Source organism: Alcaligenes pakistanensis (assembly GCF_014652815.1).
In the GTDB taxonomy this organism is placed as follows: domain Bacteria; phylum Pseudomonadota; class Gammaproteobacteria; order Burkholderiales; family Burkholderiaceae_B; genus Alcaligenes; species Alcaligenes pakistanensis.
Map to the genome: position 1 here is coordinate 113,007 of NZ_BMZN01000003.1, position 21,214 is coordinate 134,220.

Annotated in this window: 19 protein-coding genes; 8 read left to right on the forward strand and 11 right to left on the reverse strand. The window is 56.6% G+C overall.

Features of this window, described 5'->3' with window-relative positions:
* The first annotated feature begins 5 nt into the window (after window positions 1–5).
* Window positions 6–1,415, forward strand: coding sequence for a transglycosylase SLT domain-containing protein (locus tag IE156_RS09830; protein ID WP_189392365.1), 1,410 nt, complete (start codon window positions 6–8; stop codon window positions 1,413–1,415).
* Window positions 1,416–1,448: 33 nt separating this feature from the next.
* A complete protein-coding gene (gene fabI / locus IE156_RS09835) occupies window positions 1,449–2,234 on the forward strand; it encodes an enoyl-ACP reductase FabI (protein ID WP_189392366.1) in 786 nt (261 codons plus the stop codon).
* An 82-nt stretch (window positions 2,235–2,316) separates the two neighbouring features.
* Here fabI and IE156_RS09840 read toward each other — a convergent pair whose 3' ends face one another.
* Together IE156_RS09840 and IE156_RS18490 are read right to left on the reverse strand one after the other, a co-directional pair.
* Window positions 2,317–3,657 carry a sigma-54-dependent transcriptional regulator gene (locus IE156_RS09840; RefSeq protein WP_189392367.1) on the reverse strand — a complete coding sequence of 447 codons (1,341 nt, stop codon included), beginning with the start codon at window positions 3,655–3,657 and terminating at the stop codon, window positions 2,317–2,319.
* A 2-nt stretch (window positions 3,658–3,659) separates the two neighbouring features.
* Window positions 3,660–5,516, reverse strand: coding sequence for a sensor histidine kinase (locus IE156_RS18490; RefSeq protein WP_268248107.1), 1,857 nt, complete (start codon window positions 5,514–5,516; stop codon window positions 3,660–3,662).
* Window positions 5,517–5,782: 266 nt separating this feature from the next.
* Between IE156_RS18490 and IE156_RS09850 the strand changes: the two genes are divergently transcribed.
* Entirely contained in the window at window positions 5,783–7,174 is a 1,392-nt protein-coding gene (locus IE156_RS09850; protein ID WP_189392369.1) for a dicarboxylate/amino acid:cation symporter, read from the forward strand.
* Window positions 7,175–7,447: 273 nt separating this feature from the next.
* Here IE156_RS09850 and IE156_RS09855 read toward each other — a convergent pair whose 3' ends face one another.
* Window positions 7,448–8,131: a glutathione S-transferase gene (locus IE156_RS09855; protein WP_189392370.1), complete on the reverse strand. Its 684-nt coding sequence runs from the start codon at window positions 8,129–8,131 to the stop codon at window positions 7,448–7,450.
* Between the two features lie 148 nt (window positions 8,132–8,279).
* Entirely contained in the window at window positions 8,280–9,287 is a 1,008-nt protein-coding gene (gene trhO / locus IE156_RS09860) for an oxygen-dependent tRNA uridine(34) hydroxylase TrhO (RefSeq protein WP_189392371.1), read from the reverse strand.
* Between the two features lie 213 nt (window positions 9,288–9,500).
* Between trhO and IE156_RS09865 the strand changes: the two genes are divergently transcribed.
* Window positions 9,501–10,616, forward strand: a complete 1,116-nt coding sequence (locus IE156_RS09865; RefSeq protein WP_189392372.1) for a metal-dependent hydrolase — start codon at window positions 9,501–9,503, stop codon at window positions 10,614–10,616.
* Window positions 10,617–10,744: 128 nt separating this feature from the next.
* Here IE156_RS09865 and IE156_RS09870 read toward each other — a convergent pair whose 3' ends face one another.
* Both IE156_RS09870 and IE156_RS09875 read right to left on the reverse strand, forming a co-directional pair.
* Window positions 10,745–11,128 carry a DUF4168 domain-containing protein gene (locus tag IE156_RS09870; protein ID WP_189392373.1) on the reverse strand — a complete coding sequence of 128 codons (384 nt, stop codon included), beginning with the start codon at window positions 11,126–11,128 and terminating at the stop codon, window positions 10,745–10,747.
* 116 nt (window positions 11,129–11,244) lie between these two features.
* Window positions 11,245–11,664 carry a DUF411 domain-containing protein gene (locus IE156_RS09875; RefSeq protein WP_189392374.1) on the reverse strand — a complete coding sequence of 140 codons (420 nt, stop codon included), beginning with the start codon at window positions 11,662–11,664 and terminating at the stop codon, window positions 11,245–11,247.
* Window positions 11,665–11,780: 116 nt separating this feature from the next.
* Here IE156_RS09875 and IE156_RS09880 point away from each other — a divergent pair, with 116 nt between their 5' ends.
* Window positions 11,781–12,266: a YbaK/EbsC family protein gene (locus IE156_RS09880; protein ID WP_189392375.1), complete on the forward strand. Its 486-nt coding sequence runs from the start codon at window positions 11,781–11,783 to the stop codon at window positions 12,264–12,266.
* Between the two features lie 21 nt (window positions 12,267–12,287).
* Here IE156_RS09880 and IE156_RS09885 read toward each other — a convergent pair whose 3' ends face one another.
* Genes IE156_RS09885 through IE156_RS09900 form a run of 4 tightly spaced genes read right to left on the reverse strand, consistent with a single transcriptional unit; the run spans window position 12,288 to window position 16,841 of the window.
* Complete coding sequence (locus IE156_RS09885; RefSeq protein ID WP_189392376.1) at window positions 12,288–12,854, reverse strand: cysteine dioxygenase family protein; 567 nt, start codon at window positions 12,852–12,854, stop codon at window positions 12,288–12,290.
* A gap of 55 nt (window positions 12,855–12,909) precedes the next feature.
* Window positions 12,910–13,662 (reverse strand): enoyl-CoA hydratase/isomerase family protein, encoded by a 753-nt coding sequence (locus IE156_RS09890; RefSeq protein WP_189392377.1) that lies wholly within the window; start codon window positions 13,660–13,662, stop codon window positions 12,910–12,912.
* A gap of 43 nt (window positions 13,663–13,705) precedes the next feature.
* Window positions 13,706–15,808, reverse strand: a complete 2,103-nt coding sequence (locus IE156_RS09895; protein WP_189392378.1) for an acetate--CoA ligase family protein — start codon at window positions 15,806–15,808, stop codon at window positions 13,706–13,708.
* 34 nt (window positions 15,809–15,842) lie between these two features.
* Entirely contained in the window at window positions 15,843–16,841 is a 999-nt protein-coding gene (locus IE156_RS09900; RefSeq protein WP_189392379.1) for a Bug family tripartite tricarboxylate transporter substrate binding protein, read from the reverse strand.
* A gap of 341 nt (window positions 16,842–17,182) precedes the next feature.
* Between IE156_RS09900 and acuI the strand changes: the two genes are divergently transcribed.
* Genes acuI through IE156_RS09915 form a run of 3 tightly spaced genes read left to right on the forward strand, consistent with a single transcriptional unit; the run spans window position 17,183 to window position 20,115 of the window.
* Complete coding sequence (gene acuI / locus IE156_RS09905; RefSeq protein WP_189392380.1) at window positions 17,183–18,169, forward strand: acrylyl-CoA reductase (NADPH); 987 nt, start codon at window positions 17,183–17,185, stop codon at window positions 18,167–18,169.
* Window positions 18,170–18,214: 45 nt separating this feature from the next.
* Window positions 18,215–19,366, forward strand: coding sequence for a CaiB/BaiF CoA transferase family protein (locus IE156_RS09910; protein WP_189392381.1), 1,152 nt, complete (start codon window positions 18,215–18,217; stop codon window positions 19,364–19,366).
* Window positions 19,363–20,115: an enoyl-CoA hydratase/isomerase family protein gene (locus IE156_RS09915; protein WP_189392382.1), complete on the forward strand. Its 753-nt coding sequence runs from the start codon at window positions 19,363–19,365 to the stop codon at window positions 20,113–20,115. The genes IE156_RS09910 and IE156_RS09915 overlap by 4 nt, the downstream gene beginning before the upstream one ends.
* 112 nt (window positions 20,116–20,227) lie before the next feature.
* On the opposite strand, the gene IE156_RS09920 is transcribed toward IE156_RS09915, so the two are convergent.
* Window positions 20,228–20,977, reverse strand: coding sequence for an IclR family transcriptional regulator (locus IE156_RS09920; protein ID WP_189392383.1), 750 nt, complete (start codon window positions 20,975–20,977; stop codon window positions 20,228–20,230).
* Window positions 20,978–21,214: the final 237 nt, after the last annotated feature.

A 21,214-nucleotide genomic window follows, 5' to 3' on the forward strand; every position in this document is an offset into this window, starting at 1 on the left:
CCGCAATGAACCTACTGAGACTTTTCGCGCTGCTATGCGCTTTCGTGCTGGCCGGCTGCGCCACAGGCCCCAAGGTCAGTCCGCAAAAAGCCGCCAAAACCACTACCAGCATTGCAGCCGATACGTCTCGCACTATTGATCTGACCCACCCGCCCAAAGACGCCTGGGACCGGATGCGCCGCGGATTCTCCATTCCCAACCTGCATACCGATCTGGTCGATTACTGGACTAATTACTACGCGTCGCACCCAGAATCCATCCGCACCATGAGCCAGCGCGCATCGCGCTATCTGTACCACATCATGGACGAGCTGGACTCACGTGGACTGCCTTCAGAATTGGCCCTGCTGCCTTTTGTGGAAAGTGCCTACAACCCGGTGGCCTATTCGCGCTCGCACGCATCAGGCTTGTGGCAGTTCATCCCCAGCACCGGCACGCAGTACAAGCTGGAACAGAACTGGTGGGTAGACCAGCGCCGTGACCCTGTCGAGTCCACCCGCGCGGCGCTGGACTATCTATCTTACTTGTACGAATTTCAAGGCGACTGGTATTTGGCCCTGGCCTCCTACAACTGGGGGGAAGGCTCGGTGCGCCGTGCCATGGAACGTAACGAACAAGCAGACCTTGGTATTGACTATTTATCACTGAAGATGCCGGACGAAACGCGCAATTACGTCCCTAAACTGCAAGCGATCAAGAATATCGTGGCCAACCCCGAGCGTTACGGCATCACTTTACCTGCGGTCAGCAACACGCCGTACTTTACGGCCGTGCGCAAGACCAAAGACATAGACGTGGCCCTGGCTGCTGAACTGGCTGAAATTTCCGTGGACGAATTCAAGGCTTTGAATGCCGCCCACAACCGCCCCACGATTCCAGCCGATCGCAGCACCTTGCTGCTGCCGGCCAATAAAGTTGATATTTTCAACGCCAATTTGGCCGCCTACCAAGGCAAGCTCAGCAACTGGAAAGCCTACCAATCCAAACGCGGCGAGAGCTATTTGTCCATTGCCCAGCGCCATGGCATTACCGTATCGCAGCTGCGCTCCATTAATGGCTTGGGCAGCAAGAGCACCAAGGCTGTCGCCCAGACCTTGCTGGTACCGAGCTCCACCCTGGGTGAAGGCAGCCTGCAACTGGCCTCCTTGACCAGCACGCCTGCCGCCCCCGTTGCCCAGAGCACCCGCCGGGCGCGCACCCAAACGGCCAGCGTCAACCGCAAAAACGATACCGTTGTTTTACGCCGCAACGCCAATGTCCGTACCCATACAGTCAGACAGGGCGATACACTCTACGCCTTGGCCAGACGGTACGACACTTCGGTGGCTGAATTGCGACGCCTGAACAATCTTAAAGGCAGCTCTCTTTCCAGGGGTACACGCTTGCGTGTTCCCGGTTCCAATATTCGTGGCTAAGTCCACCCACTAATTACATAAAGGATTTTCAGCATGGGTTTCCTGCAAGGAAAACGCATCCTGGTCACAGGCGTCATCTCGAACCGCTCTATTGCCTACGGGATCGCGCAAGCATGTCGCCAACAAGGTGCTGAGATTGCCCTGACTTATGTGGGCGAGCGCTTCAAGGAACGCGTTGAAGGTTTTGCCAAGGAATTGGGCACCGACATCGTGCTGCCCTGTGACGTATCCGAAGACGATCAAATCGAACAAGCCATCGCCTCTTTGGGCGAGCGCTGGGACGGCCTGGACGGTCTGGTGCACTCGATTGGTTTTGCCCCACGTGAATCCATCGCCGGTAATTTCCTGGACGGTTTGTCGCGCGAATCGTTCCGCATCGCTCACGACATTTCTGCCTACAGCTTTCCGGCACTGGCCAAAGCGGCGCTGCCTTTGCTTAAAGGCCGTAAAAGCTCCGTGCTGACCTTGACGTATTTGGGCGCTGAAAAAGCGATCCCCAACTACAACACCATGGGTGTGGCCAAAGCAGCTCTGGAAGCGTCTGTGCGGTACCTGGCAGTGGCCTTGGGCGAACACGGCATTCGTGCCAACGCCATCTCGGCTGGCCCCATCAAGACGCTGGCGGCCAGCGGCATCAAGGACTTCTCCACGATCTTGCGCTTCGTTGAAACGCACGCGCCTTTGCAGCGCAACGTCACCATTGAAGAAGTGGGTAATGTGGCGTCCTTCCTGATGTCCGAATTGGCTAGCGGTATCACGGGCGAAATCACGCACGTTGACGCCGGCTTTAACTGCATCGTCCCCGGCATGCAGGAATAAGCTCAGGCTTAGGCAGTACAAAAAATAGCGGCCCAGGCCGCTATTTTTATTTCTTTGACAGATGCTTTAAGGCACAGCCCCATCAATCTGCCTGCGCCCCCTCTTCCACAAAGTCACTACGCAAAATACCGTGGCGTTGCAGCTTATCGTAGAAGGTTTTGCGCGGAATACGCAGATCTTGCAAGGTGGCCTTGATATCGCCCCGATGCCGAGCCAAGGCCTGACGTATTTGCTGCGACTCAAACTGCTCAATACGCGCGGGCAAGCTCAAATCCTCTACGTCCAGATCCTTGATATCCAGGTGCGGCACTCCCAAGACCTCGCGTTGGGCAAAATGCGCCAACTCGCGCACATTGCCCGGCCAGTGATGGGTCTGCATATAGGTCAGGCTGCGCGCATCCGGCATTTTTTGCGGCATGCCGTACTTCTTGGCGGCCAGGGCTGCAAAGTGCGCGAACAGCATGGGAATATCTTCTTTACGCTCTTTTAAGGGCGGTAAACGCAGCGTCACCACATTCAGCCTGTAGTACAGATCGGCGCGGAAATTCGCACGCTGGGCCGGATCCGCCAAATCCACCTTGCTGGCCGCCACCACCCGAATATTGACCGGATGCTCTTCATTCGAGCCCAAAGGGGTCACGCAGCGTGTTTCCAGCACCCGCAGCAAACGCACCTGCGCAATCATGGGCATGCTCTCGATCTCGTCCAAGAACAGCGTGCCCTGATGCGCATGCTCCACACTGCCGACACGCCGCCGCTGCGCGCCCGTAAAAGCACCCGGCTCATGGCCGAACAGCTCGCTTTCAATAATAGTTTCGGGCAAAGCGCCACAATTGAGCGCTACAAAACGGTGCTGGGCACGTGCGCTCCAGCGGTGTAGCAACATGGCCACCACTTCCTTACCGGTGCCGGTTTCCCCTTCCACCAGCACATCCACATCTGACTGGGCCAGATGCCGCAAGGTAGCGCGCAGATTAATCATGACTTCTGAATTGCCCAGCAACGCCGGGCCTTGGCCATCCTCGTCCAGCTCTTCGCGCAGGGCCCGGTTCTGCAAGACCAGGCTGCGCTGCATGGCGGCATGGCGTATCACCGTCAGCAAGCGTTCGGCCTGATAGGGCTTGCTCAGAAAATCAAAGGCGCCGTCGTGCATGGCTTGCACAGCCATATCAATATCGCCATGGCCAGTAATCAAAACAACGGGTTGCTCAGGATCGCGAGCATGCAGCGCACGCATCAGCGCCAAGCCATCCATGCCCGGCATGCGGATGTCCGTTACGACCACACCAGAATAGTCCTTGGGCAAGCGGCTCAAGGCTTCCTGACCGCTAGCACAGGCCAATACTTTCAGGCCAGCCAGCTCCAGACTTTGCACCACAGCGGCACGCAGGTCCGCATCATCATCTACAAATGCCACTTCCATGCTTATCTCTCTTCCTTGTCCAGTGCGCTATCGGCATTGCGCAGCACGATATGAAACGTAGCACCGCCCAGACGTGATGGCCCTTCTTCCAAGCGGCCACCCAGGGCCGCCACAATATCGTACGAAATCACCAGTCCCAAGCCCACGCCTTGGCGGCGGCTGGAACTAAAGGGAGTAAACAAACGCTGGCGGATTTCCGGGCTTAAACCAGGACCGTTATCGGACACCACGATGCGCACATGCTGACCGTCAGTCATCACTTCCATACGAATGCGCCCCTGCTCGCGGCCTTCCAGCGCATCCAGCGCATTACGCAATAAATTCACCAGGACTTGTTCCAGACGCACTGGCAAAGCCCAAACCTGTACGGGCTCGCTCAGATCCTCCCGTTCCAGGACCACGCCTTGGGCCCGCGCCCTGTGCTCCAGCAATTGCCAGGCACTATCGAGCGCCGCCTGCACCCGCACCGGGCCTTCTTGCTCTTGCGGTTTGCGTGCGTAATGGCAAAGCTGGGAAGTAATGCTGCCTATGCGCTGGGTCAGTGCCTGAATGCGGGATAGGTTCTGACGGGCAGTCTCTACCTGCCCCTGCTCCAGAAAGCGCAAGGTATTGTCGGCATAGAGCTCAATGGCGGCCACGGGCTGATTGATCTCGTGCGCCACCCCGGCCGTCACCTGCCCCAGAAAAGACAATTTTTCTGCCTGTTCCAATTGCTCGCGCAGATCGCGTGCCCGCGAACGGGCCTCCTGCAAGGCCTGCATCTCCTGCTCCAGGCGGCGGCGAGCCACTTGCAGCTGAGCCGTACGGGACTCCACCGCTTCCTCCAGGGCATCCCGTAATAATTCCTGACGCGCCTGGGATTCACGCCGCTGCTGATTGCGCTGCAACCCCAAGGCCGTCAGCACCAGGGCGGCGCACAGCAACCCCATCACCATCAAGCGGGACTGAAATGCCTGGGTCCGCAGAGCCTCTTTCATGGGTGCCATGGCATGCAAGGTCCAATCGCTGCCTGCAACAGGCTGCTGCACATGCAAGAAGCGCTCCTGCCCCAGCTTCCAGAAAGAGGCTCCTGGCCCGGCGTCCGACATAGTCAGCCCCACTGGCTCCAAAGGCTCGTCACCAAACTGCTGGCTGGCCCGCACGGACATCAATTTCTCTGAGGCGGCATGATTCACGCTATGCAAACGCCAGTCCGCTTCACCGCTAAGCAGAATCACCCCATGCGGATCGGTCACAAACATACGATCGCCATAGCCTGCCCACTCTTTTTCCAGCAGATCAAACACCAGCTTGATCACCACCACACCCACGGCCTTACCTTCCTGATCCTGCACCATGCGGGAGATATATAGCCCCGCCTTGCCACTGGATGTTCCCAATGCAAAGTATTCGGCGTGCCCTTGCTCCAATGCCTTGGTGAAGTAAGGCCGAAAGCCGTAGTGATTGCCCACAAAACTGTCGGGTTCCTGCCAGTTACTGGAAACCAGGGTCTGCGAGTGAATATCCAGCAGATACAGGACAGGAGCGCCCGTGTCCTCGGCCAACTGCTGGAATTTACGATTCAGCGCCTCGGCATCTCCATAGGCAGGATTGCCCATCAGGTATTGGCGCAGCGCCTCGTCCTGGGCCAACGCAAAAGACAGGGTGCTGAATTTGTCGCGAATGGTCCTGATCCAGCCGGCATTGCCGCGCATCAAAGAATCCAGCCGCTGCTCGCTTTGCGTCAGCAAACGGGCCGTGCCCAAATCTGCCGAGCGCCAGAAGGCAAATACCCCCAAGACCAGAGCCAGCGTCAGCAGCAATAACCACTCAAGCCTGAAGCGTCGCCGCAAACTTGAAGAAACGGGATTGGAATTCATGAAGCTTGTGCGAAATTTCGCCAAAAAATAGTCACGTATGTGCGGATTTTCGCACACATCAACAGCAAGTGGGTAAGTCCCCTGCTCGCAAGCCGCTTATTTGCTCGTTTCCTCATGCAGCTCAGATTGGCACGGATGTTGCTTTAGTAATGAGCTTATGGGCCGGGGCAGGTACTCCGGCGCGCTTAAACCGCCTGCTATACAAAATTCTAAGCAGGCTACAGCCGACTCAAAGGTCGGCCACATCAAGTCACGGAGACGACACCATGATGGATATAAGCACAGGAGACCGCTCGGTACCGCAGATCGTCAAAATCAAGTGGTATCGGATTTTGTACGTACAAGTCATCATCGCCATCACTATCGGGATTTTGTTGGGGCACTTTTACCCCTCGCTGGGCGAGAGCATGAAGCCCTTGGGCGATGCTTTCATCAAGCTGGTCAAAATGATTATTGCGCCCGTTATTTTCTTGACGGTAGCCACCGGCATTGCCGCCATGACCGATCTGCAAAAAGTAGGCCGTGTGGTGGGCAAGGCCATGATTTACTTTTTGACCTTCTCCACACTGGCTCTGATTGTGGGCATGGTGGTCAGCAATGTTGTACAGCCCGGCCACGGCATGCACATTGATCCGGCCACCCTGGACCCCAGTGCGATTCAAGGCTACGTCCAGCAAGCCCACGACAGCACGCTGACGGGCTTTTTGATGAACATTATCCCCAACACCCTGATCAGCCCCTTTACTGGCGGCGACATCCTGCAGGTGCTGTTTGTCGCGGTCTTGTTCGGTATTGCGCTGGCCGCTGTGGGTGATCATGGCAAGCCTGTACTCAAATTTCTACAAGCCCTGATGGCCCCTGTATTCAAGCTGGTCGCCATCTTGATGAAAGCCGCTCCTGTGGGGGCCTTCGGTGCTATCTCCTTTACCATTGGTAAATACGGCATTGAGTCTGTTTCCAGCCTGGCCCTGCTGGTCGTGACCTTCTACCTCACCTCGGTGCTGTTTGTGCTGATCATTCTAGGTGCCGTTGCCCGCTACAACGGCTTTGCCATCACCAAGCTGATTCGCTACATCCGCGAAGAATTGCTGCTGGTGCTCGGTACCAGCTCCTCGGAAGCCGCCCTGCCTACCCTGATGCAAAAGATGGAGCGCGCAGGCTGTGCCAAATCCGTTGTGGGTCTAGTGGTACCTACCGGCTACTCCTTCAATCTGGACGGCACCAATATCTACATGACGATGGCTGCCCTGTTCATTGCCCAGGCTTGCGATATCCCGCTAACGCTGCAGCAACAGATTCTCTTGTTGCTGGTCGCCATGCTCAGTTCCAAAGGTGCTGCCGGGGTGACAGGTGCTGGTTTCATTACCCTGGCCGCCACGTTGTCGGTCGTTCCCGCAGTACCCATTGCCGGCATGACCTTGATTCTGGGTATTGACCGCTTCATGTCCGAGTGCCGCGCACTGACCAATCTGGTGGGCAATGCCGTTGCCACGATTGTGGTGGCCCGCTGGGAAGGCGAGCTGGACAATGATCAGTTGAACAGTGCCATGAACGGTGAACTACCTCCTTTGGATACCAGCATCACGCTGCATCAGCACGGCGAGGTGGGGATTCCCGCACAAGAAAGCGTCGAACCTCGGGCCAGCGTCGCAGCCTGATTTTCTTCCATGTAAAAAGGCCGATTTTCAATTGAAAACCGGCCTTTTTTTGTCTGCTTGATTCTGTCTGCTTGATTCTGTCTGCTTGATTCTGTCTGCTTGTTTTTTCTGCTGCAACAACTCCACTTTGCCTACCCTATCTTTTTCCTTGACTGTCTAATCTTGAAAACCTGAAAGAAGCAGCCACCGACTTGATCAGGCATTCAATCATTCGTTCAATAGCTCTCACACATCCAAGCAGCCACTTCGCTGATGGCTTAGTGAGTCAATCAGTCAGGCGGAAGGAAAACGCACAATCTCGCTTTCCGGCGTCCAGGCAGGATATTTGTCCATCACACCCAGGAATAAAGGGCTGGACTGAAAGCTCACCAACCAGCTCGACAAAACCGACCAAGGCTGCGCATCAAACCAGGCTCTATCCACCTGTGCGAATTGCCGCACAAAGGGCGCAATGGCCAAATCTGCCAGACAAGGACGCTGCCCCATCAAGTAGCCATGCTCCGCAATCCGGGCATTCAGGCCCATCAATTGTTCACTAGCCTGAGCGCGATGCAAGGCCGAAAAACTGGCCGCGTCCGTAAACTGCTCGTCCTCGGTATGGCGATCTGGGTATTTATAGCAATCCAGGTTCTTTTTGAAGAGCCCATCGTTGGCGGCGATCAAGGCCATCATTTGCCCCACATCACCGTGCTCGGGCCGCAAATACTGTTTGGGATCTTGAATAGCCAAAGCCCAGTGCATGATGTCCAGGCTTTCTTCTATGACCTTGCCATCAGGTAAGACCAACACGGGGACCGTCGCTTTGGGCGAGGCCAGACGCAGGGCTTCGGGCTTGTCGCGCAGCACCACTTCACGTAATTGACAGCTGACGCCGCTGGCGGCTATCGCCAGACGTGCCCGCATGGCATAGGGGCAGCGGCGAAAGGAATACAAAATAGGCAGATCAGATAGGGACATGCTCGATACCGTTAAAAAGCCGCGCCACAGGCACGGACTTAAAGCGCTGGCGCCTATACAAAACGCCCTTCTACTGGAGAAGGGCGGACTATAAACGACGCAGTGCCAGAATCAAGCTACTAGAGTTAACACAGCTACCTGATCAGGGCTAGGCGTCTTTGGCCTGCTGAGCCAGCAAACGCTGCTCTTCCACCTTACGACGGGCGGCGTCACGGCGCTCGGACAGCTCGTCCATGCTGACGCCTATATGACGCTCTTCACGCTCACGAGCCAGGGCAACCTGTTTTTGACGCTCGCGGAAACGCTCGACCTGTTCGGGCGAACTGTGACCATGGCAGTAAGGGCAACTGACGCCTTCCTCAAATTGTGGCGAGGTCTTTTCTTCCTCGCTGATCGGCATGCGGCAAGCACGGCAGAAATCGTAATCGCCGGGTTCCAGGCCGTGACGCACCGAGACGCGCTCGTCGAACACAAAGCAGTCACCATCCCACAGGCTTTCTTCAGCCGGAATTTCTTCCAGGTATTTCAGAATACCGCCTTGCAGATGATAGACCTCATCAAACCCTTGCGAGCGCATGAAGGCCGTGGATTTCTCGCACCGGATACCGCCCGTACAGAACATGGCGACACGCGGTTTGCCGTGCAAAACACCGCCTTCCTTGGACTGTTCGGCCACCCATTGCGGGAACTCGGTAAAGCTCTGGGTTTTAGGGTTGATGGCGCGGTTGAACGTACCAATACCCACCTCGTAGTCGTTGCGGGTATCCACCACCACCACGTTCGGATCGCTGATCAAGGCGTTCCAGTCTTCGGGACGCACGTACTCGCCCACCATCTCAGCGGTTTTCAGATCCGGCACGCCCAGCGTAACGATCTCTTTTTTCAGCTTCACCTTGAGCCGGTAAAACGGCGCCTTGTCGGCGTAGGACTCTTTATGTACCAGACCGGCGATGCGCGGATCGGCATTCAGATGCGCCAAGACGGCTCGGACACCCTCCTGCGGGCCAGCAATGGTGCCGTTAATCCCTTCGCGCGCCAGCAGCAAAGTGCCTTTGACCTCGTGCTGTTCGCAAAAAGCAAACAAGGGGTCGCGCAGTTGGACGAAGTCGGGCAATTCCACGAACTTATATAAAGCCGCGATCAGGTAGGTAGACATAGATAAACGAATTCTCTGGATAGAAGCGGTGGCGCAGCCCACAGGCGGTAGGACAGCGTAGGCCGTCGTACACTATACGCGACTGATATCCCACAGACCTTTGACGCCTGTCAAAAAAAATAGGGTGACCTGGGGATTCAACTTTAAAATCATAACGCTAAAGCCGTCAGGCCGCATCTGGCCACGGCCACCTGTTTTCTTTGCACGAGAGCTATGGATTCCGTAACACAAGCAGTCCTGGGTGCCAGTATCTGCGGTTCACTCCTTGGGCGGCAGTATGGTCGCAAGGCGGTCCTGTCCGGTGCCATCATCGCCACCCTGCCTGATCTGGATGTCTTCATTCGCTATGGAGACCCCATTACGTCTATGGTCAGCCACCGGGGTTTCTCACACTCTTTATTTGTCCTGAGTGCCCTGGGCATACTGGTCACGATTCTGTGGCGGTTGCTCTTTCCACACGCTCGCGCCTCGGCAGGCCGGGTGGGGCTGGCCGTATGGCTGGCCCTGATTACCCATCCCTTGCTGGACGCGTTCACCAGTTACGGCACGCAACTGCTCTGGCCGCTAGCTGCCACACCGGCAACCTGGTCCAGTATTTTCATTATTGACCCGCTCTATACCCTGCCCCTGCTGATCGCCACGCTGATCGGCTTGGCAAGGGGAGCAGCTCCTGCAACGCTGCGAGCCTGCAACTGGGCCTTGCTGCTTAGCAGCCTGTATCTGGCCGCCTCGGTCGGTGCCAAGTTCTGGGCAGAGCAACAGGCCACCACTCAGCTAAGCGCTCAGCAAGTAGAAATCAAGCGGGTTTATTCTGCCGCCCAACCCTTGAATATTCTGCTTTGGCGTGTACTGGTGCGTGATATCCAGGACCGGGAGTGCGAAGTCATTGTGGGGCTGCTGGATCGCTTGCGTGCGCCCGCTGGTCATCAGTACGAATCCCTGTGTCTGCCGCTCAATAGCGATTACACCCAGCTGTTTCCACCCTTGAAGCAGCTGGAGCAACTTCGCTGGTTTTCAGATGATTGGGTACGCTACGACATCATCGACGATCTGTTGGTTGTCAGCGATGTACGCATGAGCCTGGGCCCTGGCCAATACACGTTCCGCTTTGTCGTGGCCGAGCGCATTGCCGACGACACCTGGCTGCCCATCATCCCGTATCAATGGGCCAGCGGCCACAATATGGCTTTGCTCAAACCCGTCCTGCGCCGTATTTGGGAGCCTGTCCCGCCCTTGCCGCTGCAAGAGTGGGCCAAACGCGTTGGGGCCGGTGTCCCGATTCCGCGCGCCAGCCCCGACTTTCAAGAGCTGGGCCAACCCGGCTCCTAAGGCTAAGCCCGGATCAAAAGAAGAGGTACAAAAAAACCCTGGACTGTGAAGCCCAGGGTTTAAATTTACCCACTACGGTCACTACAAAATGACACCCGGTGCTCTGTCAAACCCGAGGATCACAACACTTACTTCAGCATTCCTTCGACGCGCTGACGCAAAGCCGGGTCCTGCTGAATGGCCAAACTGATACCGTTGTAGTCCGCCAGATCCATCCCGTTGGACGTTACTACGCCCACCAGACGCTGATCGGCTTCCTGAACAATGGTCTGACGCTCCGCATCACTTTTGGCCGCATCCAGACGTGGCTGATATTCCGAAGCGGTCTGGGCTACCTTTTTATAGGTACGCGCATATTGCTCCAGTTGAGAATCCGTAGGTTGAACGACCTGGGTAGCCGCAGGGGCTGCCGAATTGGTCGGAGCCGCATTGCCCTGGGCCATCGCAAAAGGACTGAACAAGCCAAATGCGACTGCGGTAGCAGCAAGAAAAGCTTTAACTGAGGGCTGCATGGATGAAACCTCCTAAACAGAGTCAATGAACGGTCATCATGACAAGAGCGGCTGCAGCTTACAAGTTTCTCAATGTAGTTTCGTGTATCTGCATGCCACCCGTTTTCTTACTGACTTCAGTCGCGCGAGTAAGGACGTCCATTAAAGTCCACCGTAACCAAATTGCCGTCCAACTGGCCCATTCCGGGTGAATTAGCAGGCATGCCAGGGGCGGCAACGCCTGCCACACTTCTATCTTCCATCATGCGTCTCACGACCTTGGCTGGCACATGACCTTCAATCAGTTGCCCAGTTTTTTCAACCATCGCCGTGTGACAAGACTCCAGGTTCTCCGGCACCCTCAAGAGCCGCTTCACATCTTGAATCTTCACGACTTTGACCTCTTTTACCTCAAAGCCCTCATCACGCATGTGCTGCGCCCACCCTTCACAACAGCCACAGTTAGGATCCTGATACATCGTAATAGCAGGACCCTCTGCCAGAGCTATGGAACTGAAGGCCATCAAGCTGGCCGTCAACAATAAAGGTTTAATCACAATTACATTCCTGTTTTGCAGCGCCACGGCGCTCTGGTTGACACACTCATGCACTTGACTAAGACTTGGCACTAGCAAAAAAGTTTAACAAAACACACTAATTAGTCCGATCCATCATGAGTCTTGATTCCGTCAAACAGTTTTTTAACGAACACGCAGCTGATATTCAGGTGATTGAAACCACCGAAAGCACAGCAACCGTCGTGCTGGCTGCACAAGTCCATCAGGTTGAGCCTGGGCAAATTGCCAAAACACTGAGTTTGAAAGTGGGCGATAAAGTGGTGCTCTTAGTCGCACGGGGTGATGCCCGTCTGGACAACAAGAAGCTGCGCACCGCCTTTGGTACGCGCGTAAAAATGCTGGACCTGGAAAGCACCGAAACCTTGACGGGCCACCCTGTTGGGGGCGTCTGCCCCTTTGGTCTGGCCACTCCCTTGGAGATCTACTGCGATTTGTCCTTGCAGGACTACGACACCGTCTTGCCTGCAGCAGGCTCTATTAATTCTGCGGTGCGTATCACTCCGCAGCGCCTGGCCGATCTGACCCGCGCGCAATGGATTGATGTGACTCAGCCGCCCGTGACGGCTGAGCAGGCTTCCTGAGCGAAAGCCCTCTTTCTTGATTCAGACTTGCACAGGGCGATTGGCATAGCCAGACACAAACTCTTTGGCCTGCCCCGTTTGCGCATCAAACACATGACGACGTACCTTGCCGATGTCTGCCCCATAGACATGAATGCTGATGGAGACCTGGTCGTCGTAGACATTGGAGACCTCGTGTATATCACCCACCGTGGGTGATACCACTTCCACTACGCCCGGCTCCAGCGTCTGTGTTTCTTCTTCGGTCATCTGCCCGGTCTGGGGATCACGATCAAAAGGTCGGGAGCGCTCGGCACCCCGCAGCATGCCGATCAACCCCCACACGGTGTGGTCATGAATAGGCGTCTTTTGGCCCGGCCCCCACACAAAGCTGACCACGGAAAAACGTTCCTGCGGACAGCAGTACAGCAAATACTGCTGATAAAACTGCGGATGGGGCTGGGTATATTCCGCGGCCAGCCAGTCATCCTGGGCGACCAGTTCACCCAACAAAGTACGGCCATCCCGCAAAATATCCGCTTCGCCCACTGCGGGGCGAGCCGTCAATTCATTCATCCCTTGGATAAAGCGCTTAAAACGGGGGTGCATAAGGGAATGTCTCCATAGTTGACTGGGCCTTGCGGCCCAATTCGTGAATCAGTTTTTATTTGTTCAGATAGACCGGGGCACGCTTTTCTTTGAAAGCCGTCATGCCTTCCTTGGCATCATAACTATCCTCGATATCTTTCAGTTGTCGCATGGTGCGCGCCATCTGCTCGGACGGGCCACGTGTCAGCACTTCATTATTAATAAAGCGCTTGAGCGTCTGCAAAACACGCGGCGACATCTTGGCCAGATCCTGCGCCATGCGCACCGCTGCCTGCACCTGTTCGCCCACTGGCACGATTTCATTGGCAAAACCCAGATCGTAGGCACGGCGTGCTTCCAGCGTGCGGCACAGCAAGATCACTTCCATCGCGGCATGGTGCGGAATACGCGAGGCCAGGCCGGAGATAATGCCACCAGTAAAGCCCAGCTTGGCTTCCGGGTAGGAGAACTTGGCGCTTTCGGAGGCCACCAGCAGGTCCGTCATCATGGCCATGACCAAGGCCCCGCCCACGCACCAGCCGCTGACGGCCGCAATAATGGGTTTGTCAGTTTCAAAGCCCACCGTGGGGATGGCACGCCATAATTCAGGCCACTCATTCACATCCGCACCGGCCGAAAACGCATCGTTGCCTGCCCCAGTCAGCACGGCTACCCGGCGGCTGGGATCTTCATCAAAGGCCAGAAAAGCCTGCTGTAATTCCTTAACCACCGTGGCGCTGAGCGCGTTGCGGCGATCAGGGCGGTTGATCGTAAAGATCGATACACCGTCATCGTGGTTTTCTACAAGAATGCATTGGTAATCGGACATGGTTTGTTCCTCCTGGGTATTTTTAAAAGAATAGGTATTCGATCTATTCGCCAATGGACAGGCGTGCATCGACGGCGTGGCAACGAGTAGAGGCCACAATCAAGGGATTGATATCGAGTTCAAACGAGGTATCGCGCAAGTCATGGGCCAGAAAGCTGACACGCACAATGGCATCCAGCACACCGGCCCGATCCAGCATGCGCCCCCGGTAGCCCTTCAAGAGACGGTCAATCGTCAACGTGGACAAGAGTCGGTCTGCATCGGCTAAGGTTAACGGTGCTGCGGCAATGACCCGGTCCGACAACAGTTCCACCAAGATGCCGCCCGCGCCAAATACCAACACCGGGCCAAACTGCGCATCCTGACGCGCGCCAATCAGCAACTCCACATCGCCTTTGGCCATGGCTTGCACCAGCACACCGTCCAGACGGGCATCGGCTTTATAGGCTTTTGCATTCGCGTAGAGGCGGGCGAAGTCACGCCGCAAAGTGGCCTCATCGCTCACGTCCAGCGCCACTCCACCGGCTTCTGTCTTGTGCACGATGTCGGGGGAGACAATTTTCATCACCAGCGGATAGCCAATCTGTTCCGCCTGAGCAACAGCTTGCTCCACGTCTTCGCATACTTGGCCCAAATTCACCGGCAGGCCGTAATGCGCCAGCAGGCGCTTGGACTGGTCCTCGTTCAAGACACCGCGCGGCATCACAGTAGGGGCCTGACAAGCGCTGGGACGCAGGGCAGGCTGACGCGCTACAAACTGCCCATGACGCTTCCAGGCCGACAAAGCCAGGGCCGCTTCCAGGCTGGAGCTGGCATAAGCATGACCGTGCTGTGCCAGGGTTTGCCGCAAGGGCCCGGAGGTATCGCCTGCATCAAAAGCCACCATCACCGGTTTGGCCCAATGCGGCTCCGGTTTAATAATTTTCTGAATCAAGGCTGCCATCCATTCCTGCGGGCACATGGACGCGGTAATTAATACTGCATCGCTTTGCGGGTCCTGCATCAGGGCATCCAAGGTCGCGTGAGCAACTTCGGTGGAGCCCTGGGTTAACCGTGCGCCCAAATCCACTGGGTTATCGGCCTGCCCTGCTGGGTAGTGTTTAGCCAGCGCAGTTTGGGTCGAGGCAGAAAAAGTAGATAAACCCACCCCATGCTCGGCCAGTGCATCTGCTGCCAAGGCCCCACCACCACCCGAAGGCGTCACAATCGCCACATTGGAAATCTTGTTGCTGGTAAAGCGCACCATGCTGTTCGCCAACAAGAGCATGGCGCCCATATCGTCCATCAGGCTGATGCCTTCATCACGGCACACGCTGGCAAAGACATCGTGGTCGCCTGCCACGCTAGCCGTATGCGAGAAGGCCGCCGCCTTACCCGCGCTGGAGCGCCCTGCTTTTACCGCCAGCCAGGGCTTGCCCGCCGCCTGTGCTCGACGTGCGGTACGGCGCAAGGCCTGTGCATCTTTAATGCCTTCTATATAAGTGCAGATCACGCGGGTCTGGGGATCGTCAATCAAAAAATCCACAAAGTCGCACAGATCCAGATCTGCCTGATTGCCTACCGAGAATCCATAGGTAAAGCCACCGCCCATGGCCCAGGCCCGGTCAAAGTAGGTGGTCATCAAGGCACCGCTTTGGCTGACGAAACCAATAGGTCGCTCCGGCAGGCTGTCCCGATCCAGCACCGGCGAAGAACACAGCACCAACTTGCGGCTGGGGCTGATCATGCCCAGGCAATTAGGCCCGATCAGGCGCATGCCCGAATCACGGCAGATGCGCAGCAAGGCTTGCTCGCGCTCTAGTCCGCGCTCACCCGCGTCAGCAAAACCCGCTGAAATCACCAGCAAGCCCCTAACTCCCATTTGGGCCGCAATCTGCGCCTGCTCCAGAACGGTATCAGCCCCTACGGTAAACACGGCCAGATCCGGGACGCTGTCCAGCGTTGCCAGACTAGGCACGGCAGGCAAGCCAAACAGGCTGCTGCGACTTGGATTAATAGGCAAGACCTTGCCCCCATAACCGTGCTTGAGCAGCATGCGAAACAGTCGCCCTCCAAACTTGGACTGATCTTCCGAGGCACCCACCAAGGCAATTGATGCCGGGTCCAGTAAAGCGTCCAGCGTGCTGGCGCAAGTGACGGTTTCCATCACGTTTGTCTCCTGTCGGTAATGTTGTGAGCGTTTAGTCATCGCTCATCTTGATGGTCTTGAGCAGCTCGCGGTAATAGGCTCGACTCTGTTCCAGATCTTTGGCGTAGGCGTCGCCATCTTTCCAGCTGGCGCTGACACTGATGCGGTGGAAACGCTCCTGGGTTTGGGGTTCAGCCAGAATTTCTTCAGTCGCCTTGGCCAGTTTCTGCATCACCGCGTCAGGGGTGCCCGCAGGTACTGCCAAGCCCCAGAAACCCTCGAAAGGCAAAGTCAGATCAAAGCCTTCTTCTAGCGGAGTGGGCACATCAGGCAACTCGGGGTGGCGCACACTGGCAAAGGTCACCAGGGCCTTGGCCTTGCCGCTTTTCACCAGCTCCAGCCCCACACCATCAATAAAGAAGTCGATGTGATTACCCATCAAGGCTGTCATGGTGTCTGCAGATCCTTTGAACGGGACGTGCAGAATGTCCAGTTTCTCGGCACTTTTCAAAATCTCGCCCGCCAGATGGCCACCGGAGGCGATACCGGCAGAGCCAAAGGTCAAGGTGCCCGGTTCTTTGCGGGCCAGCTCCACAAACTCTTTCAGATTGGAGACGGGCAAGTCATTGCGTACCGTCATGATGGGCAGATAACCCGCCAGACTGCCTACAAAATCGAAACCTTTGATCGGGTCATAGGGCACATCGCGGATATAGGGCAGTACGGTAAAGGCCGTGCTGGTGGCCAGCAACAAGGTATAGCCATCGGGTTTGGCACGCCCCACGATGGACGTGCCCAGCGAGGTGGTGCCACCGGGCCGGTTTTCAATCACGATGGGAACGCCTAGCTTGATGCGTAGACGATCGGCAAACAGACGCGCCAGATTGTCGCTGTTACCGCCTGGGGGATAGGGAACTACAAAGGTCACTTCACGGCTGGGATAGCTATCGGCCGCACTGGCCGCCGGAACCGAAAAACTGCTGACTGCCGCCAAGCCTGATACCAGCAATGCACGTAAAAACCTGGGCCCCGAAAAAAAAGAACTGAACATGATCCTTGCCTCCTGTGTGAGGGTGAAACCCTCTTAGTGTTCCAATATATAGAACGCTGTTCTTGTTTTTGATATTAAAAATGCCGTTAGAACGGCTTGAATACAACAGACAGCAACAACACAAGCAACTTAGGACAACGGTTCAAATATAGGGAGATTTGATTTCAGGTGTCAACTATTAAACCCCCTCGGGATTTCCCCAGTCCCATCAGGATGACGCATTGGGCTTGACCGCAACGAGGTTCTGGATAAAATGAAACTATGGCTTTTTTATGTCATTTTTAAGAACGCTGTTCCAAATATCAGAACACAACCTTTTAACTGATCGAAGGAATTCACTCATGTTCTCAGCTATCGTCATCGACAAAACCGACGGCCAATACCAAGCCAGCCTGCAATCCTTGGACGAGTCCGCCCTGCCCGAAGGCCAAGTCACGGTGCGCATCGACTACTCCACCCTGAACTTCAAAGACGGCCTGGCCATGACCGGTAAATCTCCCGTCGTGCGCCAGTTCCCCATGGTGCCCGGCATTGATTTCGCGGGCACGGTGACCGACAGCAGCGACCCGAATTTCAAGTCTGGCCAGAAGGTGGTGCTCAATGGCTGGGGCCTGGGCGAAGTCCATTGGGGCGGGCTGGCACAACAAGCCCGCGTTAAAGGCGATTGGCTGATTCCCCTGCCTGAAGCCTTCTCCACCCAGCAAGCCATGATGATCGGCACCGCTGGCTACACCGCTGCCCTGTGCGTACGCGCCTTGCAGCGTCAGGGTGTGACGCCGGACAAAGGCCCCATTCTGGTGACAGGTGCCGCTGGTGGCGTAGGCAGTGTCAGCGTGGCCTTGCTGCATGCGCTGGGCTACACCGTGATGGCCAGCACCGGCCGCCCCCAGGAAGAAAGCTATCTGAAGGCGCTGGGAGCCCACGAAATTGTGGACCGCAACACCTTGAGCGAACCGGGCAAGCCGCTGGCCAAAGAGCGCTGGGCCGGTGCCATCGACAGTGTCGGCAGCCACACGCTGGCCAATGTCGTGGCAGGCACCCAATACCTGGGCGCAGTGGCTGCTTGCGGTCTGGCCCAAGGCATGGATTTCCCGGCTTCGGTTGCGCCCTTCATCTTGCGCGGCGTGCAGTTGATTGGCGTGGACAGCGTTCATTGCCCCAAGCCCGAGCGCCTGGCGGCCTGGGACTTGCTGGCCAAGCATCTGTCTATCGACGCGCTGGAGCGCATCGGTGCCAGCACCATCACCCTGTCGCAAGCCATCGAACAAGCGGGTCACTTGCTGGAAGGCAAAGTGCGCGGCCGCATCGTGGTTGATGTGAACGCTTAAGGCCCTGTCGGCCCCCATTTACCTATCACGCTCTGGAGCGGATTCATGGATACGACATTGCCCCTGAACGGGGTTCGGATACTGGAGTTTTGCAATGTGGCCGCTGGCCCCTACTGCGGTATGTTGTTGGCCGATATGGGGGCCGACGTCATCAAAATTGAACACCCCAACGGGGGGGACACCCTACGGAGCTGGCCGCCTATTAATCAAGGCTATAGCGAGAACTTTGCCTCGCTGAACCGCAATAAACGCTCGGTCACACTGGACCTGAAGAACCCGGAAGACGTCGCTAAAGCCCGTCAACTGGTGCTGGATGCAGATGTCTTGCTGGAGAATAATCGGCCCGGTGTCATGCAGCGCTTGGGCCTGGACTATGACAGCCTGAAAGAGCTGAACCCCAGGCTGCTTTACTGCTCGATTTCCGCCTATGGGCAAAGCGGCCCGCGCTCGCAGGAAGGTGGTTTTGATCTGACCATCCAGGCCATGAGCGGGGTCATGAGTGTGACTGGCGAAGCAGGCGGTGCCCCTGTTAAATGCGGGGTGCCACTGGCTGATTTTGCGGCCGGGCTATACGCGGCGTTTGCTATCAGTGCCGCTTTACCGAAAGCCCGCGATACGGGTCAAGGTGCCCATATCGACGTACCTATGCTGGGTACCACCTTGGCGATCGCCGCCCTGCAAACCTCGGAATACTTTGGCAGTGGCCGCGACCCGGACAAGCTGGGTTCCGCCCACCCCCGCAATGCGCCCTATCAAGCCTTCCAATGCAAAGGCGGCTACTTCGCCATGGCAGCTGGCAACGATGCCCTGTGGCGTTCCGTCTGTCAGGTGGTCGAACGCCCGGATCTGAAGGAAGACGAGCGCTTTACCAGCACCACCTTGCGCGCCAAACATCAAGACGCCTTGCTTGAATTGCTGGAAGCCATTTTTGCACAGCACGACTCCGAGCATTGGCTGGCAAAGTTCCGTGCGCAAGGCGTGCCGTGCAGCCCCATTAACCGCTACTCCGACGTTCTACGCGACCCGCAAGTCGAACATATGGAATGGGTACAAAACATTCGCTTGCCCGGCACGGATACCAACACTCGCACCTTTGTCTCGCCTTTACGGATCAACGGTGTCGGTTTGCCTGTCCGTCTGGCACCACCGGCCTTGGGCGAGCATAACGACAGCATTTTGCATGGAGTCACCCCATGACCCTGCCCTATCGCAGTAGCAATCCCAGCCTGAATGTGGACTGCGCGGGCAAAGTCTGGACCCTGACACTGAACCGGCCTGACAAGCGCAATGCCTTGTCAGCCGATTTGGTGGAAGCCTTGATCGCGGCCGTGCAGGCCGCGGAACAGGCTCAGGCCGATTTACTGATTCTGCGCGGCGAAGGCCGCAATTTCAGTGCCGGTTTTGACTTTAGCGACTACGAGCAGCACAGCGAGGGGGATCTGGTGCTGCGCTTTATCCGCATTGAAACCCTTTTGCAGATGCTGGCGCAAACATCCTGCGCCACCCTGGCTTTGGCACATGGGCAAAACTTCGGAGCTGGGGTGGATTTGATTGCTGTCTGCCGTCAGCGTGTCGCCAGTGCCGATGCCCGCTTTCGCATGCCCGGACTACAGTTTGGTCTGGCACTGGGAACCGGCAGGCTGTCGGCCTTGATCGGCGGCCAGCAGGCGCATCAGCTTCTGGCAGGCAGCCTCGTGTTTGACACTGCCAAAGCGGAGCAACTGGGGTTTATTGAGTCTGTGCAGGAGCCTGAACAATGGTCTGCTGTGATCGAGCAAGCTGCCCAAACGGCCAGTCTGTTGGACAGTACAAGTCGAACTTATCTACATCAACTGACTAGCTGCCCTGAACAGGCTGACCGTGACATTGCGGCCCTGGTGCGTTCTGCTTCCGCACCCGGTATCAAGGAAAGAATTGCGGCCTTTCGACAGGCCGCCAAGTCTTGAACCCTCTTGCCTGAATTGAACTGCTCAAACCAATTGGAGAAACATCCAAGCTGAGGCAGCAGTTCAAATCCGGGCTCTTTACGCCAACCCAGAGCCCACACGCTATAGCGGTTTAGCGACCGCTATAGCCCAAACGGCGCGAGATCTGTGCGGCTGCCGTCATCAAGATTTTTCCGGCCTGGATCAATCGGACCTCTTCCAGACGCTCGGCAGGCCCGGAAATCCCCAAAGCAGCCACGACCATTCCACGACTGTCGTAAATGGGGGCGGCAGCGCCGACAACCTGCTCACGCCACTCACCACGATTAATGGCATAACCCTGTTCACGCACCTGTTCCAGTTCACGACGCAAATCGCCAAACTTCACCAGACTACGAGGCGTATAGGGTTTGAGACGGTTCTTGATCAGGTTCAAGGTGTCTTCACTGGCCCCGGCCAGCAAAGCCTTGCCGGTTGCCACACACTGCGCGGGTGAACGGCCACCCACGGTGGTGTAGGCACGCACGGGCTGAGGGCTGTCAATCTTTTCGATATACAGCACCTCTACCCCATCGAGCAACGACAAATGCACGGTTTCCTGAGTTTGCTCGGCCAGCTCTTTCATGAAAGGCAAGGCCTCCACCCGCACGTCCAGGCGGTTAGCCAGGCCCGAGCCCAACTCCCAGAGCTTCATGGTCAGCTCATAACGTCCGGTATCTTCGTTTTTACGCGCAAAGCCCTGATGAACCAAGGCCTGCAACAGACGATGCACATTGCTTTTATTGAGCATCAGTTGATTGGCCAGCTCAGTCACGCCCGAGCCTCGTTCGTGCTTGGCCAGGGCTTCCAGGAGCACCAGGCCCTTAACAAAAGTCTTGTCCAATCGAATATCCCATCAATCACTAAAAGTGCATGAATTGTCTCATGGAACCGGAACGGGCCATACAGACAAGCCCTTAGAGCAACGCGACAAGCGGCTTTCGCAACGCTTTACACGGGCTTAAAACAACACAGCCTTACAGACTTGAACCATTACCAACAGGCCCACCGCTTCACAATGCCCAACACTGGCTCAACACACTGGGATTTTCCGCTTTCCAGCCAGCGCCGAAAGCGTGTA

Bases quoted from the DNA above. Each gene is read 5' to 3' on its own strand.
- IE156_RS09840 (WP_189392367.1), bottom strand. From the start codon at position 3,657: ATGGAAGTGGCATTTGTAGATGATGATGCGGACCTGCGTGCCGCTGTG.
- IE156_RS09865 (WP_189392372.1), top strand. From the start codon at position 9,501: ATGGATTCCGTAACACAAGCAGTCCTGGGTGCCAGTATCTGCGGTTCA.
- trhO (WP_189392371.1), bottom strand. From the start codon at position 9,287: ATGTCTACCTACCTGATCGCGGCTTTATATAAGTTCGTGGAATTGCCC.
- acuI (WP_189392380.1), top strand. From the start codon at position 17,183: ATGTTCTCAGCTATCGTCATCGACAAAACCGACGGCCAATACCAAGCC.
- IE156_RS09830 (WP_189392365.1), top strand. From the start codon at position 6: ATGAACCTACTGAGACTTTTCGCGCTGCTATGCGCTTTCGTGCTGGCC.
- IE156_RS09880 (WP_189392375.1), top strand. From the start codon at position 11,781: ATGAGTCTTGATTCCGTCAAACAGTTTTTTAACGAACACGCAGCTGAT.
- IE156_RS09855 (WP_189392370.1), bottom strand. From the start codon at position 8,131: ATGTCCCTATCTGATCTGCCTATTTTGTATTCCTTTCGCCGCTGCCCC.
- IE156_RS09895 (WP_189392378.1), bottom strand. From the start codon at position 15,808: ATGGAAACCGTCACTTGCGCCAGCACGCTGGACGCTTTACTGGACCCG.
- IE156_RS09850 (WP_189392369.1), top strand. From the start codon at position 5,783: ATGATGGATATAAGCACAGGAGACCGCTCGGTACCGCAGATCGTCAAA.
- IE156_RS18490 (WP_268248107.1), bottom strand. From the start codon at position 5,516: ATGAATTCCAATCCCGTTTCTTCAAGTTTGCGGCGACGCTTCAGGCTT.
- IE156_RS09890 (WP_189392377.1), bottom strand. From the start codon at position 13,662: ATGTCCGATTACCAATGCATTCTTGTAGAAAACCACGATGACGGTGTA.
- IE156_RS09910 (WP_189392381.1), top strand. From the start codon at position 18,215: ATGGATACGACATTGCCCCTGAACGGGGTTCGGATACTGGAGTTTTGC.
- IE156_RS09870 (WP_189392373.1), bottom strand. From the start codon at position 11,128: ATGCAGCCCTCAGTTAAAGCTTTTCTTGCTGCTACCGCAGTCGCATTT.
- IE156_RS09915 (WP_189392382.1), top strand. From the start codon at position 19,363: ATGACCCTGCCCTATCGCAGTAGCAATCCCAGCCTGAATGTGGACTGC.
- fabI (WP_189392366.1), top strand. From the start codon at position 1,449: ATGGGTTTCCTGCAAGGAAAACGCATCCTGGTCACAGGCGTCATCTCG.
- IE156_RS09885 (WP_189392376.1), bottom strand. From the start codon at position 12,854: ATGCACCCCCGTTTTAAGCGCTTTATCCAAGGGATGAATGAATTGACG.
- IE156_RS09900 (WP_189392379.1), bottom strand. From the start codon at position 16,841: ATGTTCAGTTCTTTTTTTTCGGGGCCCAGGTTTTTACGTGCATTGCTG.